We start from the raw sequence: 19,209 nt of genomic DNA, 5'->3' as shown, positions 1-19,209 counted from the left end.
TGGCCGCCTCGGTGCTCGAGCTCACCGCGGCCCGGCCGGGCAACATCGACGATGCGCGGGTGTGTGCGTCCGACAACCTCCGCAGCTGCACCCTGCGGGACGGGGTGGCCATCTTTGCCGTGGACAATCCGGAGATCGGCGGGGACTCCGCCGTGGTGGTCGTCAAGGCGATGTGGCTCGGCAACCTTACCAAGCAGCCCGTCCAGGACGGGATCTTCCGCGTGACGCTCCGGCGGGACGCCACCGGGTGGAAAGCCGTCTCGGCCCGGACGCTGAACATCTCGTAGTCCCCGAATCCGGAGATCAGCTGTTCCCTGGGGGTTGAAACAGCATTCTCACACGGGGCCTTCGGCCAACGGAGTCAACGGTAACGGATCAAAAGAAAACCGCTGTCTCCGTTCGCCGCAGGCGCCGTGTGCGATCCTTCGTGGAACCATCCCGCGCGTCTGTGCCGGCGGCGCGCTTCTCTTGTATCACGGCAAGCAAATGGAAAGGACGTGGATGAGCCTGTCATCCGCGTCCTTTCCCGCTCCGTCCGCGACGATCCGACCCCTCCTACTCCGCGGGCGGGGGGCCCAGCACGTCGCGGAGGCGCCGGGCCAGCGTGTCGGGGGCCACCGGCTTCTGGATGAACTCCGCCCCGGGCTCCAGCACCCCGTGCCGGTCGATGGCCTCGCTGGTGTAGCCCGACATGTAGATGACCCGGACCTCCGGCCACCGCGCGCGCACGGCGCCCGCCAGCTCGCGGCCGCTCATCCCCGGCATCACCACGTCCGTCAGCAGCAGCTGGGGCGGCGCGCCGGCGGCCTCGGCCAGCGACAGGGCCTGGGCCCCGCCGTCGGCGGCCACCACGTCGTAGCCCAGCCGCCGCAGGAACATGGCCAGCAGCCCCCGCACCACCTCGTCGTCCTCCACCAGCAGCACCGTCTCGCTGCCGCCCGGCGCCGGGCCCGTATCGGCCACGCGCTCCGGGGCCGCCTGCGGCGACCGCTCCACGGGCAGGTAGATGCGAAAGGTGGTGCCCGCGCCCGCCTCGCTCTCCACCCGCACGTGCCCGCCGGACTGGCGGATGATGCCGTACGCCGTCGACAGCCCCAGCCCCGTGCCCTTGCCCTGCGGCTTGGTGGTGAAGAAGGGCTCGAAGACGCGCTGCCGCACCCCCTCGTCCATCCCCACCCCCGTGTCGCGCACGGCGAGCATGACGTACGGGCCCGCCGCCACCTCGTCGCCGTCCTCGGCCACGCGCCCCTCCAGCATCACGCTGGACGTCTCGATGGTGAGCGTGCCCCCCTCGGGCATGGCGTCGCGGGCGTTCACGGCCAGGTTCATCAGCACCTGCTCCAGCTGGCCGGGGTCCGCCCGCACCACGCCCACGCTGGCGGAGAGCGACGTGCGCAGCCGCACGTCCTCGCCGATGAGCCGCCGCAGCATGCTCTCCACGTCGGTGACGACGGCGTTGATGGACAGCGCGCGGGGCTGCAGCACCTGCTTGCGGCTGAAGGCCAGAAGCTGGCGGGTGAGCCCCGCGGCCCGGTCGGCCGCCTTGCGGATCTCGGCCGCGTGCCACCGCGCGTCGTCGGGGACGCCGTCGGCCGTGCGCAGCAGCTCGGCGTGCCCGCCGATGGCCATGAGCATGTTGTTGAAGTCGTGAGCAATGCCGCCCGCCAGGCGCCCCACGGCCTCCATCTTCTGCGAGTGCAGCAGCTGCCGCTGGCTTTCGCGCAGGGCCCGCTCGGCCTCGCGCCGGTCGGTGATGTCGGTGGCCACGCCCAGCACCTGCAGCCGCCCGCCGTCCGGGGGAAAGAGCGCCACCTTGCGGGTGCTGAACCAGCGCGTCTCGCCCGAGACGGGCAGGGTGATGGGCTCCTCCACCGACAGCATGCGCCGGCTGCGGATGACCTCGCGGTCGCCCTCCAGGAACCCGCGCACCTGCTCGGCATCGGGGTTGAAGTCGCCGTCCGTGCACCCGATCAGGGCCGCCGGGGTGGTGTCGTAGAGGTCCGCCAGGGCGCGGTTGCCCAGGACGAAGCGCCCGTCCCAGTCCTTGACCCACACGGCGCTGGGAAGGGCGTCCAGCACGGCGGCCAGGTACGCCCGCTGGGCCTGCAGCCCGGCCTCGGCCCGGCGGTGGCGGGTGGCGTCGTGAAAGCTCCACACGCGCCCCACGATGCGGTCGCCCACGCGCTGGGGGCGCGACGTGCGCTCGAACACGCGCCCGTCGGCCAGCACCACCTCGTCGTGGCTCACGGCGTCGGCGTGGCGGTACAGCTCGCGCACCCGCGCCACGAACCCCGCGGGATCCGCCGCCCGCTCCGCCACGCTGTGCAGGAGCGGGTCGTCGGCCTCGCCGTCGCCGGGGGGCACCACGTCCCACATCTCGGCAAAGCGGGGGTTCCACCCGCGCACCCGCCCCTCCAGGTCCACGACGAGAATGCCGTCCGTGGTGGCGTCCAGGGTGGCGCGCAGCAGGGACAGCGACTGCTCCAGCTCCTCGCGCACACGCCGCGGCTCCGTCACGTCCGTCACGGCGCCCAGGGTGCCCACGACGTTGCCGTCGGCGTCGCGGAAGGGCGCGGCGGCCACCTCGATCCACCCCCGCGACCCGTCGCGCCGCAGCGACCGCACCTGGTAGCGCTCGTGGTCCCCCCCCTTGCGGCGCTCCAGGCGGGCCATCATCCCGTCACGCTCCTCGGGCGCCACCAGCACCTCGCCGCTCACGTGCCCCAGCAGCTCCCCGGGGCGCCAGCCGAAGATCTCCTCCACCCGCGGGTTGGCGTAGACGATGCGGCTCTCCAGGTCGGTGATGATGAGCGCCTCGGCCATGCGCTCCACGACGTCCTGGAAGCGCCGCTCCTCCTCGCGCAGGGCCGCCTCGGCGCGCACGCGGGCCGTGACGTCGCGGCAGCCGCACAGCAGGGCCGGGCGCCCGTCGTGCTCCACGGGGGCCAGGCTGGCCTCCAGGTGCACCGGGGCGCCGTCGGGGCGCGCGTGGACGGCGTGCACCCTCACGGGCCCGGCGGCGCCCGGGGCGCCCGCCAGGGGCAGGGGCGCGGGTCCCCCCTCCAGCCGCGCGCGGGGCACGCCGAAGAGGGCGCACGCGGCGGGGTTGGCCCGCAGCACGGTGCCGTGCGCCGGGTCCACCAGGAGGATGCCGTCGCCCGCGCGCTCGAAGAGGTGCCGGGCGTCGGCCTCGCTGCGGCGCAGCCGCTCCACCGTGTGCTCCAGCTCGGCCGTGCGCCGGGCCACCGTGCCCTCCAGCGCCGCCGCCGAGGCCCGCAGCTCCGCCGCCAGCGCCTCGCGCTCGCCCGCCACCCGCACCAGCTCGGCCCGCTCCAGCCGCAGCTCCACCTCGGCGGCGGCCCAGCGGGCCAGGTCCTGCACCCCCCGCACCTCCTCGTCCGTCCACGCCCGCGGGTCGCGGTCGATGGCGCAGAACGAGCCCAGGACGCTGCCGTCCGGCGCCAGCAGGGGCACGCCCAGGTATCCCACCACCCGCAGGTCGGCGATGGCGGGGCTCGCGCGCAGCTGCGGGTGCTCGCGGGCGTCGCGGATGACGAGCGGCCCCCCCGTGGCCACCACGTGCTGGCAGAACGAGTGGGAGAGGGGCGTCTCGCGCGCGCTCATCCACGGCTCCGGCAGCCCCACGCACCCCGTGAAGCACTGCCGGTCGTCGCTCACGAGGGTCACCAGGGCCGCGGGAACGCGCAGCAGGCGCACGGCGCACGCCGACAGGCGGTCGAACGCCGCCTCGCCGGGGCCGTCCAGCAGCCCCGTGCGGCGCAGGGTCTCCAGCCGGCCCGCGGCGCCCAGGACCCGCGCCCGGTCCTCGGCCCCGGGGAGCACGGGGTGCGCCGGCGGCATGGCCCCGCCGCTCACCGGCCCTCCAGCACTTCGCGCAGCCGCTGCGCGAGGACGTCGGGGGCCACGGGCTTCTGGATGAACTCCGAGCCGGGATCCAGCACGCCGTGCCGGTCGATGGCCTCGTTGGTGTAGCCCGACATGTAGATCACCTTGACCCCGGGCCAGCGCGCGCGCACGGCGCCGGCCAGCTCGCGGCCGCTCATTCCCGGCATCACCACGTCCGTCAGCAGCAGCTGGGGGGGCGCGCCGGCGGCCTCCACCAGCGACAGGGCCTCGTCGCCGCCCCCCGCGGAGATGACGTCGTAGCCCAGGCGCCGCAGGAACATGGCGAGCAGCCCCCGCACCACCTCGTCGTCCTCCACCAGCAGCACCGACTCGCTCCCCTGCTCCGGCGGGCGGGCCTGGGCCACGGCGGGCACCTCGTGGGGGGCGTCCTCGCGGGGGAGCCAGATGGTGAAGCGCGTGCCCTGCCCCGGCGCGCTCTCCACCCGGATGTGGCCCCCGGACTGGCGCACGATGCCGTACACGGTGCTCAGCCCCAGCCCCGTCCCCTTGCCCTGGGGCTTGGTGGTGAAGAAGGGCTCGAAGATGCGCTGCCGCACCCCGGGGTCCATCCCCACCCCCGTGTCGCGCACGGCGAGCATGACGTAGCGCCCGGGCGCCACCTGGTCCTCGTCCACGGCCACGGGCGCGTCCAGGGCCACGTTGGCCGTCTCGATGGTGAGGGTGCCACCCCCGGGCATGGCGTCGCGGGCGTTCACGGCCAGGTTCATCAGCACCTGCTCCAGCTGGCCGGGGTCCGCCCGCACCACGCCCACGCTGGCGGACAGCGACGTCCGCAGCCGCACGTCCTCGCCGATGAGCCGCCGCAGCATGTCCTCCACGTCGGTGATGACGGCGTTGACGGAGAGGGAGCGGGGCTGCAGCACCTGCTTGCGGCTGAAGGCCAGCAGCTGCCGGGTGAGCCCCGCGGCCCGGTCGGCCGCCTTGCGGATCTCCTCGGCCTGCCAGCGGCTGGCGGGGGGCAGGTCGGGGTCGCCCCGCAGCAGCTCGGCGTGCCCGCCGATGGCCATGAGCATGTTGTTGAAGTCGTGGGCGATGCCGCCCGCCAGGCGCCCCACGGCCTCCATCTTCTGCGAGTGCAGCAGCTGCCGCTGGCTGTCGCCCAGGGCCTCGCGGGCCTCGCGCTTTTCCCGGGCCAGGCGCAGGTTCTCCAGCGCCGTGCCGGCCAGGGCCGCCAGGGCCTCCACCACCTCCACGTCCTCGGGGGTGTACAGGTCCGGGGTGTAGCTGTGCAGGGCCAGCACCCCCTGCACCCCGCGGGCGCCCAGCACGGGGGCGCGGATGACGGACTGCGAGCGGCGCCCCGTGCCGATGACGGGCGCGCCCGCCCCGGCGGGGTCGTCGGCCCGGCGGGCCACGAGGGTGCGCCGCTCGCGCACCACCCGCTCCGCCGGGGTGCCGGCGGCGGGGCTCACCCCGGGGGGCACGGGCACCCCCGCGTCCGTGCCGCCCACGGTGGAAAAGGTCTGCGCCGCTTCGTCGTACAGCAGCAGGAAGCAGGCGTCGAAGCGCAGCACCCCCGCCGAGATCTCCTCCAGGGCCTCCTGCAGGGCCCGGGGCGAGTCGGCGCCCACGACGGCCGCGGCGGCCTCGGCGATGGCGCGCATGCGCTCCGCCGTGTGCTGGGCGCGGCGCTCCGCCTGGCGGATGGCTTCCTCGGCGGCCTTGCGGGCGGTGACGTCGTCGGCCACGCCCACCTCGCGGTACACGCGGCCCTCGGCGTCCAGCACGGGGTAGCCGCGGCCGTGGATCCAGCGCACCTCGCCGTCGGGGCGCACCACGCGGTACTCCGCCTCGTACTCCACCCCCGGCGAGCCCATGGTGCGGGCCAGCCGCCCGGCGTCGTCGGGGTGCACGGCGGCCAGCCACGCGTGGGGGTCGCGCAGCACCTCGTCGGGCGCGCGGCCCCAGATCCCGGCGTAGGCGGGGCTCACGTACAGCATGCGCTCCTGGGCGATGTCGTACACGTAGAACACCTCGCCCACGGTCTCGGCCAGCTGGCGAAAGCGCTCCTCGCTGGTGCGCAGGGCCTCCTCGGCCCGCACCCGCTCCGTGACGTCGTGGGCCACGCCCACCTCGCGGTACACCCGGCCCTCGGCATCGCGCACGGGGTAGCCGCGGCCGCGCACCCAGCGAGTCTCGCCGTCGGGGCGCACCACGCGGTACTCCACCTCGTACTCGGCCCCCGGCGAGCCCATGGCCCGGGCCAGCCGGTCGGCGTCGTCGGGGTGCACGCCCGCGTCCCAGGCGCCGGGGTCGCGCAGCACCTCGTCCACGGGGCGCCCCCACACCTTTTCGTACGCGGGGCTCACGTACAGCACGCGCAGCTCGCGCATGTCGTAGATGTAGAACACCTCGTCCACCGTCTCGGCCAGCTGGCGAAAGCGCTCCTCGCTGGCCCGCAGGGCCTCCTCGGCCCGCAGCCGGTCGGTGACGTCCTCGGCCAGGCCGGCCAGGCGGTACACGCGGCCCTCGGCGTCGCGCACGGGGAACCCGCGGCTGCGGATCCACCGCACCTCGCCGTCGGGGCGGATGATGCGGTACGACGACTCGCGCACCCCCGTGACCTCGTCGCGGCTCCACAGGGCCGCGCCGTCGTCGGGGTGCACGGCCCGGGCCCAGGCCGCCGGGTCGCGCATGGCCTCGTCGCGGGGGCGCCCCCACACCTCCTCGTACGCGGGGCTCAGGTACAGCAGGGTGTTGCTGTCCAGGTCCAGGATGTAGAACACCTCGCGGATGTTCTCGGCCATCTCGCGAAAGCGCTCCTCGCTGGCCGCCAGGGCGTGCTCGGCGCGGACGCGCTCCGTCACGTCCTCCGTCATCCCCACGGAGCGGCGCACCACGCCGTCCTCGTCCGTCACGGGAAAGCCGCGGGAGTGCACCCACCGCACGTCACCGTCGGGGCGCACCACGCGGTAGGTGAGGTCCACGGCCTCGCCCGTGCCCCCCAGGTGCGTGGCCACGTAGTCGCGGTCGTCGGGGTGCACGTAGCGCAGCCACGCCCGGATGTCGGCCAGCAGCTCCGACGGGTCGCGGCCGAACACCTGCTCGAACGCGGGGCTCACGTACGTCACCCGCAGGGGGTCCAGCTCGGCCATGTAGAACACGCCCGAGAGGGCCCCGGCGATCTCGCGGAAGCGGGCCTCGCTCGTCCGCACGGCCTGCTCGGCCGTCACCCGGTCCGTCACGTCCTGGCTCAGCCCCACGGCCCGGCGCACCACGCCGTCCTCGTCGGCCACGGGGACGTTGCGGGTCTGGATCCACCGCACCCCCGCGTCGGAGTGGACGATGCGGTAGGTGATGTCGACGGGCCTGCCCCGCTCGGCCAGGGCGGCGGCCACCCGGGCCTGGTCGTCGGGGTGGATGAGGGACACCCAGAGGCGGATGTCGTCCATCACCGGGGCCGCCCCCAGGCCGAACACCTGGGCAAAGCCGGGGCTCAGGTAGGTGGCCCGCAGGGGCTCGATGTCGATGACGTAGAACACGCCGCTCAGGGCGCTCACGATCTCGCGGAAGCGGGCCTCGCTGGCCCGCACGGCCTCCTCGGCCAGCACGCGCTCCGTGACGTCCTCGGTGATTCCGGCCACGCGGTACACCCGCCCCTCGGCGTCGTGCACGGGCACGGAGCGGGTGCGCAGCCACCGCAGCTGCCCGTCGGGGCGGGTGATGCGGTACGACAGCTCCATCCCCTCCGTGCCCGCGTACGCCGCCTCGCGCAGCCGCTCCACGTCGTCGGGGTGCAGCAGGTCGTACCAGGCGTGGCGGTCGCGCAGCAGCGTGTCGGCGGGGATGCCGAAGATCTCCTCGAAGGCCGGGCTCACGTAGCTCACCCGGTCCTCCTCCACCTCCACCATGTAGAACACCTGGTGGATGTTGTCGGCGATCTGCCGAAAGCGCTCCTCGCTGGCCCGCAGCGCCTCGGCGGAGCGCATGCGCTCGGTGATGTCGCGGTAGCTCCACACCCGCCCCACGAGGGCGTCGCCGATGCGCTGGGGACGGGAGAAGCGCTCGAAGATGCGGCCGTCGCGCAGGGGCACCAGGTCCAGGCTCTCGGCCTCGGGGCGGGCGTGCAGGGCCCGGATGCCGGCGTCGAACGCCCCCGGGTCACGGGTGAGCGACGCCGCCCAGGCGATGGCCGCGTCGTCGTCGCCCAACGCCATGACGTCGGCGGGAAGGCCCCACAGCTCGGTAAAGCGGGCGTTCCAGCTCACCATGCGCCCCGTCCGGTCCACCACCAGGATGCCGTCGGCGGTGGACTCCAGGGTGGCCTGCACGAGGGAAAGCGAGCGCTCCCGCTCCTCGCGGGCCCGCTCCGCTTCGGTGACGTCGCGAAACGCCCACACGCGGCCCACCACGCGCCCGTCCAGCCGCTGCGGCAGGGAGTAGCGCTCGAAGACGCGTCCGTCGCGCAGGCGCAGCACGTCGTTCCACTCGCCGTCGGCGTCCACGGCCCGGGCGGCCGCCATGAGGGCGCCGGGCTCGTCCAGCAGCGCCGCCGCGCGGGCCACGACGTCCGCCTCGCCCCGGGCCAGGTCGGCGGCCGTGAGCCCCCACATGCGCAGGAACCGCTCGTTCCAGTGCGCCAGCCCGCCGGCGTGGTCCAGCACGAGGATGCCGTCCGTGGTGGCCTCGAGGGTGGCGCGCAGCAGGGACAGCGAGTGCTCCAGGTCGCGCCGGGCCCGCACCCGCTCGGTGACGTCGCGGTTGCTGGACAGGATGGCCGTCCGCCCGCCGTACTCCACGGGCGAGGCGTTCACCTCCAGGTGCAGCTCGGTGCCGTCGGCCGTGTACTGCACGCTCACGAAGCGCACGGCCTCGCCCGTCTCCATCACCTGCTCCACGAAGGCGCGGCCCCGCTCGGGGTCGCGCGAAAGGGCGCGCAGGGAGGTGCCCACGAGCGTCTCGCGGGGACGGCCGTACAGCTCGCAGGCCCGGGGGTTGGCGTCCAGCACCACCTCGCCGGCGGGCTCGAAGATGAGGATGGCCTCCTGCGAGTTGCGGAACAGGCCGTGGTAGTCGCGCTCGGAGCGGCGCAGGCGCGCCAGCACCTCCTCGCGCTCCGTGACGTCGCGGCCGTTGGCCACCACGCCGCGCACGGCGGGGTCGTCCAGCAGGTTGCGCGAGGTGACCTCCACCACGCACCAGCGGCCGTCTGCCGTGCGCAGGCGGTACGGCTCGCGGATGGTGCCCCCCGGCGCGGCCAGGAGCTCGGCCATGCGCGCGTCGGCGCGGGCGAGGTCGTCGGGGTGCATGAAGTCGGCGAAGGGGCGCCCCACCACCTGCTCCGGGGTCCACCCCAGCATGCGCTGCACGGAGGGGCTGGCGTAGGTCACGCGCCCGTCCGCGTCGTACACGGCCGTGAGGTCCGACGCGTGCTCGATGAGGGAGCGGAAGTGGCGTTCGCTCTCCTCCAGCCGGTCCAGGATGCGGCGGCGCTCCTCGGCCTCGGCGGCCAGGGTGAGGTTGGCGTTGCGCAGCTCGATGGTGCGCTCCTCCACCCGCGCCTCCAGCTGGGCCGTGAGCCGGCGCAGCCCCTCCTCGGCCTCCTTGCGGGCCGTGATGTCGATCCACGACCCCACCACCACCGTCTCGGGGTCCGCCGCGTACAGCAGCCGCTGCTCGTCGCGCACCCAGCGCCATCCGCCTGCGCCGTCGGCCACCCGGTACTCGGTCACCGTCTGCTCGCGCCCGGGCGCGGCCATGGTGTGGTCGCCCAGGGCCGCCAGGTCGTCGGGGTGCACGATGGACATCCACCACGCGAAGTCGGGCCGCGGGGGCTGGGGAATGCCCAGGACGCGGCCGGGGCGCGGCGTGTACCACTCCGACTCGGGAAGGCCGCCCCGCGACGTGAGGGCGTAGATGGCGGCCGGGCTGGCCTCCAGCACCCTCCGGAAGCGCGCGTCGGACTGGGCGCGGGCCAGGCCGGCGCCCAGCATCTCCGCCCCCGTGCGCAGGGCGTCCATCTCGGGGTCGCCCCACGCGCGGTCCCCGTGGCAGTCGTCGAAGCCCAGCAGCCCCCACGTGCGCCCCTCCACCCGCACGGGGACCACGGCAAAGGCGCGGATGTCCTGCGCCTCCAGGAGGGCGCGGGCCTCGTCCGGGAGCTCGTCCGGGCGCAGGATGGCGCCGGGTCCGTCGGCCAGGGGCCGCACCCACGGGGCAAACGTGGGCGCCGTGACGGGGATGTCCAGCATGTCGGGGTTGTCGATCTGCGGCTCCACCCCCGGCGCGCACCACTCGTAGCGCTGGCTCATCACCGGCTCGCCCGCGCGCGACGCGTGGAACTGGAAGACGTACGCCCGGTCGGCGTTCATCCCCCGCCCCAGGGCCTCCAGGGCGTGCCGCACGGCCTGGCCCACGTCGGCCGGGCCCAGCAGGGCGCGCCCCGCCGAGGCGATGGCCGCCAGCACGGCGTCGCGGCGGGCCAGCGCCTCGCTCGCCCGCCGCAGCAGGGCCTCGGCCTCGCGCTGCTCGCTCACGTCGGCCAGGCGGCCCACCACGCCCGCCACCCGCCCGTCGTCCCCGGGGCGGGCGCGGGCCGTGGACAGCATCCAGCGGTAGCCCCCGTCGGCCGTGCGGGCCCGCACCTCGGCCTGGGCGTCGCGCGCCTCGCCCGCGGACAGGCGGCGGAAGAGATCGGCGACGGCGGGGAGGTCGTCCGGGTGGACGAAGTCGGCAAAGGGGCGGCCCAGGCTCGTGGCGGCCGGGTGGCCCGTGAGCTCCGTCCATGCGGGGCTCAGGAAGGTCCAGCGCCCCCCGGCGTCCGTCTCGTACAGCACGTCGCGCACGTGCTCCACCACGCGCCGGTGCTGCCGCTGCAGGACGGCCAGCTCGCGCACGGCGCGGCGGCGCCGCTCGCCCAGGGCCGACGCGATGCCGGCCAGCACCAGCAGCCCCGCGCCCCACGCGGCGATGCTCGGGGTCGTGTCGCTCCACCGGGCCCCCGCCGCGGCGTCCGCGGCCACCACGCCCACGACGACGGGAAGGGCGCCGGCCCACCCCAGCAGGGTGCCGGTGCCGATCACCAGCAGCACGCTGACCGCCAGGGTGGCGCCGCCCAGCGCGGGGCGCAGCTCGTCCAGGGCGGCGGCGTAGCACAGGGCCAGCACCAGCCCGGCAAGGAGGCGCGCCGGGACGGAGGCGCCGGTGGCGACGAGGGCGGCAGTGCGGAGCGGCATGTCAGGCAGAACCGAAGGGGGCTGCGAATGAAGGGACGGGATGGCGCGCGCGGGCTTGCGCGCGCGGCGCGGCGGCCGGATCATTCCCGGAGCCGGGGACCTTTACCACGCGGAGAACAACGATGACCGACCCACGCCCGGAGCCGGCGCCCACCGACGCCGCCACCCTGATCGCGGACCTGCGCGCCCTGCGGCAGCGGCTGCAGGCCGCCAACGACCGCCTGCTGGAGGCCGCCGGACGGGCCGCGCCGCCCCCGCCGCGCGCGTAGCAAACGGGCGCGCCCGCCCCCCGTGTCACACGGAAGGCAGGCGCGCGGGCTTCCCGCTCCAAATATCGCTCCACGACGCCCGGAACGGAAGCGTTCGAACGGACGTAAATTCTCGCACTGCCGGGATTTGCGTCCACGTTTCGCATACATCCGTTTGCAGCGGGGGCCGCCGGCCCGTCGCGTTCACGTCTCCGCCGCGGGACGCGACGGCGCACCGCCGTCCCCGCCCCGCCGTTCTCCCTCCCCACGCGGACCCGCCCGTCCTCCCGTCTGGCCGCCGACGACGCGCGTCAGGTGCTGGTCATGGGCGATCATCGAGCCCGACGATCATCGGACGACGGTCATCCACGATCCCCCCGATCACCATCCGCCGACGTCACCGGGCGACGGTCATCGGACAGTGATCATCCAGAATCAGCCGATCACCAGCGGTCCTCGGACGACGATCCATCCGCGATCAGCCGACCACCATCAGCCGACCACGATCGCCGGACGCCGTCATCGAACGACCCGCCGACCGCAGTCATCGGACGCCCGTCATCGAACGACAGCCGACGCAGTCATCGGACGACGGTCCATCCGCGATCAGCCGACCAGGATCCGGTGACCACGATCGCCGACGCCCGTCATCGAACGACCCGCCGACCGCAGTCACCGAACGAGGGCCATCGGACGACGGTCCATCCGCGATCAGCCGACCACGATCCGCCGACCACGATCGCCGGACGCCCGTCATCGAACGACCCGCCGATCGCCGTCGGCGGATGAATCAACCGTGGACGATCGGCAGCGATCATCGGACGTGGGTCGGCGGCGGTCATGGGCCGGTTCGGGACGACGACGGCCGGCGACCGCGCCGTGGGTCACTCCGCGCCAAAGCGCAGGAGCTCCTCCGTGTTCATCACCAGCAGCAGTCCCCGTTCCATGCGGACCACGCCCTCGCAGCACGCCTTCCAGCGCTCGTCCAGGGTGGCGGGGACGTCCTCCACGCGGGCGTCGGCCACCTCCACCACGTCGCCCACCTCGTCCACGAGGAACGAGAAGAGCTCGTCGCCGTCGCGCACGACGATGTTCATGGCGGCCTCGCCGTCGCCGCGGGCGGCCAGGCCCAGGCGCACCCGCAGGTCCACCGCCGTGACGATCTGCCCCCGCAGGTTCAGGAACCCCGCCACCTCGGGCGGGGCCAGGGGCACGGGCGAGATGCGCTGCGTGGCAAGCACCTCCTGGGCCAGCACGACGGGGAGCCCCAGCCACTGCCCGGCCAGGCGAAACGAGACGTAGCCCTGCAGCGCGGCCTCGGCGCGGCGGCCGCGGGCGGGATCGGCCGGGTAGATCATGCAGCCACCTCCTCCTGGGTGTGGGCGCGGGCGGCGGCGCGGACGGCCTCCACGACCGCGTCACGGTCGAACTTGTGCAGGAACTCGCGGAACCCCGCGCCCAGCGCCGCGTCGCGGTCCGCCGCGGCGCGCCCCGTGAGGGCCAGGACGGGCATGGCGCTCCACGCCGTGCTTTCCGCCACCCGGCGGGCCAGCTCGAAGCCGTCCACGCGGGGCATGTCGATGTCGCTCACGATCACATCGTAGCGCTCGCCGCGCTCCAGCCGGTCCAGCGCCTCGGCGCCGTCGCCGGCCGTGGCCACGTCAAAGCCGGCGGCCCGCAGGGCGGGGCCCACCAGGCCCAGGAAGAAGGCGCTGTCGTCCACCAGCAGCACCCGCCGCCGGCCGCCCTCCTCCTCGCGGGCGGCGAACCAGTCGCCCGCCGCCGCGCGCAGGTAGTGGTTGATGTCCACCACCTCCGTGCTGCGCCCGGCCACCACCGCCGTGCCCATCACCCCCGGCGCGGACGGGCCCATCTCCACCTTGAGCCGGTCCTCCACGATGTCGCTGATCTCCGTGACGGCCAGGCCCATGGAGCGCTCGCCGTCCGTGAAGACGATGACGGGCCGCTCCTCGCCGTCGCGCACGTCCACCGCCGGGCTGGCGGGGACCAGGGGAAGCAGGGCGCCGCGGTACTGCACCAGCCAGCGGCCGTCGGCCTGCTCGATCTGCGACGTGGGGAACTTCTCCAGCCGCGACACCAGGGCCAGGGGCACGGCCCGGGGCGTGTCGCCCCCCGCGCCAAAGAGCACCAGCGGAATGCGCTCCTCGTCGCCCTCAGCCGCGCCGGCCGCCTGCTCCGCCCCGTCGGGCGCGCGCTCGGACTGCTCGGTGACGCCCGTGCGCGTGGCGATCCCCGGCACGTCCAGGATCATGATCACCCGCCCGTCTCCCAGGATGGTGGTGCCGCTGTAGCAGGGGATGCCCTTGACCATGCGGCCGATGGGCTTGACGACGATCTCGTGCGTGTCGTGGATCTCGTCCACCGCCAGGCCAAAGCGGTGCGCCCCCACCTGGCAGACGACGATGCTTTCCTCGCCCGGGCGGGCCGGCAGCCGCAGCACGTCCGACAGGCGGACGAGGGGCAGCAGCGTCTCGCGCAGCCGGTAGAACAGGGTGCCGTTCACGTTCTCCACCAGGGGGCGGTTCTCGTCGCCGATGCGCACGAGCTCCACGACGCCGATCTGCGGGATGGCGAACGACTGCCCGCCGCTGCCCACGATGAGGGCGGAGAGGATGGCGAGCGTGAGGGGGATCTTGATGCGGAAGCTGGTCCCCTTGCCGCGGGTGGAGGTGAGCTCCACGTGCCCGCCGATCTTCTCGATGTTGCTGCGGACCACGTCCATCCCCACCCCGCGCCCGCTCACGCTCGTCACCTTCTCGGCCGTGGAGAAGCCGGGCTCGAAGATGAAGCGGAAGACCTGCGCGTCGCTCATGGCGGCGGCGGCCTCGGAGCGGACGAGCCCGCGCTCCACGGCCTTGCGGCGGATGGCGTCGGCGTCCAGCCCCTTGCCGTCGTCGCGGATCTCGATGACGATGTGGCCGCCCTCGTGGTACGCGTCCAAGCGGATGGTGCCCTTCTCGGGCTTGCCGGCGCGGCGGCGGTCGGCCGCGGCCTCGATGCCGTGGTCGCCGGAGTTGCGCACCATGTGGGTGAGCGGGTCCTGGATGGCCTGCAGGATCTGCCGGTCCAGCTCCGTCTCGTTCCCCGTCATCACGAGGTCGATCTGCTTGCCGGACGCCTGCGCCAGGTCGCGCACCAGGCGGGGCAGCTTGGCCCAGGCGTTCCCCACGGGCTGCATCCGCGTGCGCATGACCGCCTCCTGCAGGTCGGTGGTCACGCGGTTCAGGTGCTGCAGGGGCAGGTTGTAGGCGCTGTCGTCCTCGCCCTGCGCCATCTGCACGAGCTGGTTGCGGGTGAGCACCAGCTCGCCGGCCAGGTTCATCAGCAGGTCCAGGATGGAGACGCTGATGCGCAGGCTGCTATCGGCCACGCTGGCACGCGCTTCGCTCCGCTCCCCGCCCTCCTGCGCCGCGGGCGCCGCGGCGGCGGGCGAAGCCGGCTCCGGCGCGGCGGACGCGGTCGTCTCGGACGCGGCGGAGACGGCGGGCCGGGCAACGGGCTCGCCGGCCCCCGGGGCCTCGGCGGCCGGCGGGGCAAAGACGGCGGGGACGGCGGCCTTGCGGGCGCGGGCCTGGAGAAAGAGGGCTTCCAGGGCGGCTTCGTCGTCGCCGCCCGTGTCGCCCAGCCAGCGCTCCAGGCGGCCCACGAGGGCGGCGTCGTCGCCGGCGGGCTCCGTCTCCGTCTGCTCCAGGCCGTCCAGGATGGCGCGGATGACGTCGACGGCGGCCAGCACGTCGCTCACGACGGCGGGGTCCGCGCGCAGCTTGCCGTCGCGCATGAGGCCCAGCACGTTCTCGGCGGCGTGGGCCACGCCCTCCAGGCGCTCCAGGCCCAGGAAGCCGCAGGTACCCTTGATGGTGTGGATGGTCCTGAAGATGCTCTTGAGAAGCTCGGGATCGTCGGGGCTCTGTTCCAGCTCCACGATCTCGCGGTCCAGCCGCGCGAGGTTCTCCGCGCTCTCGGTGAGAAAGTCCCTGAGCAGGTCGTCCATGGGGGCCCGGGCGGTGTTAGTGAGGGGGGTGCAGGCGGGCCAAAGCGGGGGATGCACACCGGCGCCCGCCGCCCGCACGTCAGGAGCAAAGTTTCGGACGGCCCGTCCGATACTTGAACGTGACGCCACCGACCACCCGACGGGACCCAGCAAGGCAGTGATCCGGACCCCATGACCGACTTTCGTGCACCTCTTTCTCCGGCCGTGCTGGCCGTGCTGCGCGACCTGGCGGACGAGGCCGCCACGGGCGTGCTGCTGCTGGACGCGGACGGCCGCGTGCGCTGGGCCAACCCGGCCGAGGCGCAGGCCTGGAACACGGCGCCGGCCGCCCTGGCCGGGCGCGACTTCTTTCGCGACCTGGCCCCGCGCCTGGAGGGCGAGGGGCTGGGCCCGGCGTACCGCGCCGACCTGGCCGCCGGCACCCCCTTTCACACGGAGGCCGACGCCGTCCTGGCGGGCCCCCACGGCTCGCGCTTCGTGCGGCTGGTGATGCGCACGCTGGCGGACGGCGGCGGCCCGCCCTGGGGGGTGGTGCTGGTGGAGGACCGCACGCCCCTCATCGCCGAGCAGGAGCGCCGCCGCAACGCCGAGCGGCTGGCGGCCCTGGGCGAGATGGCAGCGGGGCTGGCCCACGAGGTGAACAATCCCCTGGCCTCCATCCGCTCCTTCGCGCAGCTGCTGGAGCGCGAGGCCGAGGGCGAGGTGCAGCGGCGGGCCCTGCAGCTCATCGTGGCGGACTGCGACCGCATCACGGCGTCCATGGACGCGCTGGTGTCGCTGGTGCGCCGCAACGACCCCGAGCTGCGGCAGTCGGTGGACCTGAACGCCGTGGTGCGGCGCATCCTGGAGCTGCAGCGGTACGCCCTGAGCACGGCGGGCATCGAGGTGCGCACGGACCTGCAGGAGCCCCTGTCGCGGGTGCGGGGCGAGACGGGCGCCCTGCAGCAGATGGTGCTGGAGCTGGTGATCCACGCGGAGCGGTCGCTGGCCCACCGGCCCGACCAGCGGCTGCTGGTGGTGCGCAGCCGCGAGTCGTCGCAGGGGGTCACGCTGGCCGTGTTCGACAACGGGGGCGGCATGTCGCGCGACCGGCTCAGCCGCGTGTTCGACGCGGGGACGGGGGGCGCCCTGGGGCTGTCCGTGGCCGCCGGGCTCGTCCGCGACCACGGGGGCTCCGTGCGCGCCGAGTCCGAGGAGGGGCGCAACACCACGCTCATCGTGGAGCTGCCCCGCGAGGGCGACACGGCCGTGCGCCGCCCCCGCCCCGCCGCCGCGCCCGAGCCGGCGCCGGATCCGTCAAAGCCGCGGAGCCTGCGGGTGCTGCTGGCGGACGACGAGGACAGCCTGCGGATGGCCATCCGCATCTTCTTGGAGCGCCGGGGCCACCAGGTGACGGAGGCGGCCGACGCGCACGCGGCGTGGGCGGCGGCCCAGCGGGCGCCGTTCGACGTGGCCCTGGTGGACGCGCGGATGCCGGGCGACGGCGTGCGGCTGCTGGAGCAGCTGGAGACGCTGCCGGCCCTGGCCGGGCGCACAGCGCTCATGACGGGCGACCTGGGGCGCACGCGGCTGGAGAACGACGTGAGCACGGGGCGCCCCTGCCTGGCCAAGCCGTTCGAGATGAACGAGATGGTGCGCCTGCTGGAGGCGCTGGGCGCATGAGCGCCCGCCCCCCCTCCGCCCCCGCCGTGTCCGCCGACGGGGCCGACGCGCCCGAGGTGCAGCTGCTGGTGGCCCGCCAGCCCATCTTTGACGGGGCGGGCGACCGGGCCGGGTACGAGCTGCTGTACCGGGGCAGCGCGACGGCCACGTCCGCCAGCGGGATCGACTCGGAGCACATGTCGGCCGAGGTGCTGGCCAACGCGCTGGCGGGGCTGGGGGTGGAGGCCATCGCGGAGGGGGTGCCGGCCTGGCTCAACTTTCCCCGCGGGATGCTGCTGACGGGCGGGTGGCGCCTGTTCGACCCGCGCGACGTGGTCATCGAGGTGCTGGAGACGGTGGACGCGGACCGCGAGGTGCTGGAGGTGCTGGCGTCCGCCCGGCAGGCGGGGTACCGCGTGGCCCTGGACGACTTTGTCCACTCGCCGGAGCGCGCGCCGCTGGTGGCGCACGCAGACCTCATCAAGGTGGACGTGCTGGGCCGCACGGCGGACGAGCTGGACGCGGTGCGGCGGACGCTGGGCCCGTACGGCCGGCCGCTGGTGGCGGAGCGGGTGGAGGACGAGCCCATGCGGCGCGCGTGCGCGGCGCTGGGCTTCGAGCTGTTCCAGGGCTACTACTTCGCGCGGCCGGAGACGCTGTCGCGGCGCGAGGTGCCGGTGCAGCAGGCGTCGCTCATCCGCCTGCTGAACCTGCTGGCGGACGAGGCGGTGACGGACCCGGTGGTGGAGGACGCGTTCGGCGCGGACCCGTCGCTCTCGTTCAAGCTGCTGCGCCTGGTGAACAGCGCGCAGTTCGGGGGCCGCGACATCCACTCCATCCGCCACGCGGTGCAGCTGGCGGGGCGAAAGACGCTGTCGCGCTGGCTGGGCGTGCTGTTCGTGTCGTCGCTGGCGCGGCGCGGGGGAAGCGGCGGGGAGCTGGTGCACACGGCCGTGCAGCGGGCGCACCTGCTGGGCTCGCTGGGCGCGGCGGGCGGGGGCGACGCGGGCGAGCTGTTCATGGTGGGGCTGTTCAGCACGCTGGAGCCGCTGCTGGGGATGCCGTTCGCGCAGCTGCTGCGGGCCATCAACGTGGCGCCGGGGGTGCGGGCGGCGCTGCTGGAGCGCCGCGGCGAGTACGCGGCGTACCTGGCCTTGGCCGAGGCGTTCGAGCGGGGCGAGTGGGACGCCGTGCGCGACGGGTCTGCGGCGCTGGGGCTGGACCCTGGGCGGCTGGCGCAGCTCTACCGCGAGTCGCTGGCGCTGGCGACGGAGCACCTGCGTCTGGCGCGGTATTGAGGAGCCCTCACCCGCTCGGGCCCTCACCCGCTCGTGCCTCGCTTCCCTCTCCCGCAAACTGCGCGGGAGAGGGTGTAAACTTCGACGGGGCCCGGGGCGCGGCGCCGGACGTGGTGAGATGGACGGATAAGTGAGACGCGGGGAACGGCATCGTTCTCCGCGTTTTCGTTTTGCCCATGCGGGGAGCTGCGCGTCCGGCAATCCGGTTGCTTGCGCCGGCCGCGGTACGATGATGCCTGCAGCGGTGTACACGCGACGGCGTACTGCTGGGGCCCATCGCGGTTTTTTCGAGGAGGGGCAAGTCTCGTCCGGGCGGCGGAAAGGACGTCCGCGGGAGGGATGAACCTCCCTGATCCAGGCGTCCCGCGCGACATGCGGCTCGGGATCCCGAGCATCCGCTGCCGGATCGGGCTTCTCGCGGGCGCATCGTCTTCCTGATCGCGCAGCAGGATGAGGACTCCGATCCGCCCGGCTTCTTCGCAGCGTCGCGGAGCCGACGACGGGGGAAGATGACGGCCGTCAGCAGATGCGGATCACGAGACTCCGGAGAAGCGTGGAAGGATGCTCCAGGAGACAGGCTCGGTGAACCGACCATCTGCCGCGCGATCAGGAAAACTCTCCCGCGCGCGGCAGCTTGCTCGAGCAGGCAGGGACCAGGAGCAACTGCTTTCTCACGCAGAGCCGCAGAGGGCGCAGAGGAACTGCAACTGATGGGGATGCCCGACACTCACGACAGAACGCCGGCCGGAGCGGGATGCTCCGGCCGGCGTTCTTGGCGGACGCGGACGATCGGTGTTACGTGGCCGTGGGGGCGGCGTGGGCCACGTGGGGCGAGGGCTCCGCTGGCGTGACGGGCGCCGCGGGGGCGCCGGGCACGGGCTCGCCGGACGCGGGAGCGGCGGGGTCCG

Annotated in this window: 8 protein-coding genes; 4 read left to right on the top strand and 4 right to left on the bottom strand. The window is 74.4% G+C overall.

Features of this window, described 5'->3' with window-relative positions; genetic code table 11:
• Positions 1-287 (top strand): hypothetical protein (locus VFZ20_RS17425; protein WP_329685194.1); only part of this gene is annotated, 287 nt, incomplete at its 5' end.
• A 268-nt stretch (positions 288-555) separates the two neighbouring features.
• On the opposite strand, the gene VFZ20_RS17420 is transcribed toward VFZ20_RS17425, so the two are convergent.
• Complete coding sequence (locus VFZ20_RS17420; protein ID WP_329685193.1) at positions 556-3,876, bottom strand: PAS domain S-box protein; 3,321 nt, start codon at positions 3,874-3,876, stop codon at positions 556-558.
• Positions 3,873-11,102, bottom strand: coding sequence for a PAS domain S-box protein (locus VFZ20_RS17415; protein WP_329685192.1), 7,230 nt, complete (start codon positions 11,100-11,102; stop codon positions 3,873-3,875). Before VFZ20_RS17415 ends, VFZ20_RS17420 begins: the two co-directional genes overlap by 4 nt.
• Positions 11,103-11,224: 122 nt before the next feature.
• On the opposite strand from VFZ20_RS17415, the gene VFZ20_RS17410 reads away from it, so the two are divergent.
• A complete protein-coding gene (locus VFZ20_RS17410) occupies positions 11,225-11,371 on the top strand; it encodes a hypothetical protein (RefSeq protein WP_329685191.1) in 147 nt (48 codons plus the stop codon).
• An 863-nt stretch (positions 11,372-12,234) separates the two neighbouring features.
• On the opposite strand, the gene VFZ20_RS17405 is transcribed toward VFZ20_RS17410, so the two are convergent.
• The gene (locus tag VFZ20_RS17405) at positions 12,235-12,708 is read right to left on the bottom strand and encodes a chemotaxis protein CheW (protein ID WP_329685190.1); all 474 of its coding nucleotides are present in this window, start codon (positions 12,706-12,708) and stop codon (positions 12,235-12,237) included.
• Positions 12,705-15,362 carry a hybrid sensor histidine kinase/response regulator gene (locus VFZ20_RS17400; protein WP_329685189.1) on the bottom strand — a complete coding sequence of 886 codons (2,658 nt, stop codon included), beginning with the start codon at positions 15,360-15,362 and terminating at the stop codon, positions 12,705-12,707. Before VFZ20_RS17400 ends, VFZ20_RS17405 begins: the two co-directional genes overlap by 4 nt.
• A gap of 171 nt (positions 15,363-15,533) precedes the next feature.
• Between VFZ20_RS17400 and VFZ20_RS17395 the strand changes: the two genes are divergently transcribed.
• Together VFZ20_RS17395 and VFZ20_RS17390 are read left to right on the top strand one after the other, a co-directional pair.
• A complete protein-coding gene (locus VFZ20_RS17395; protein WP_329685188.1) occupies positions 15,534-17,024 on the top strand; it encodes a hybrid sensor histidine kinase/response regulator in 1,491 nt (496 codons plus the stop codon).
• Complete coding sequence (locus VFZ20_RS17390; protein ID WP_329685187.1) at positions 17,021-18,301, top strand: EAL and HDOD domain-containing protein; 1,281 nt, start codon at positions 17,021-17,023, stop codon at positions 18,299-18,301. The genes VFZ20_RS17395 and VFZ20_RS17390 overlap by 4 nt, the downstream gene beginning before the upstream one ends.
• The last annotated feature ends 908 nt before the right edge of the window (positions 18,302-19,209 follow it).

The sequence above is a fragment of the Longimicrobium sp. genome, assembly GCF_036280135.1.
Classification (GTDB): Bacteria; Gemmatimonadota; Gemmatimonadetes; order Longimicrobiales; family Longimicrobiaceae; genus Longimicrobium.
The sequence above is the reverse complement of the archived record's forward strand: the minus strand, read 5'-3'. Positions and strand labels throughout refer to the sequence as shown.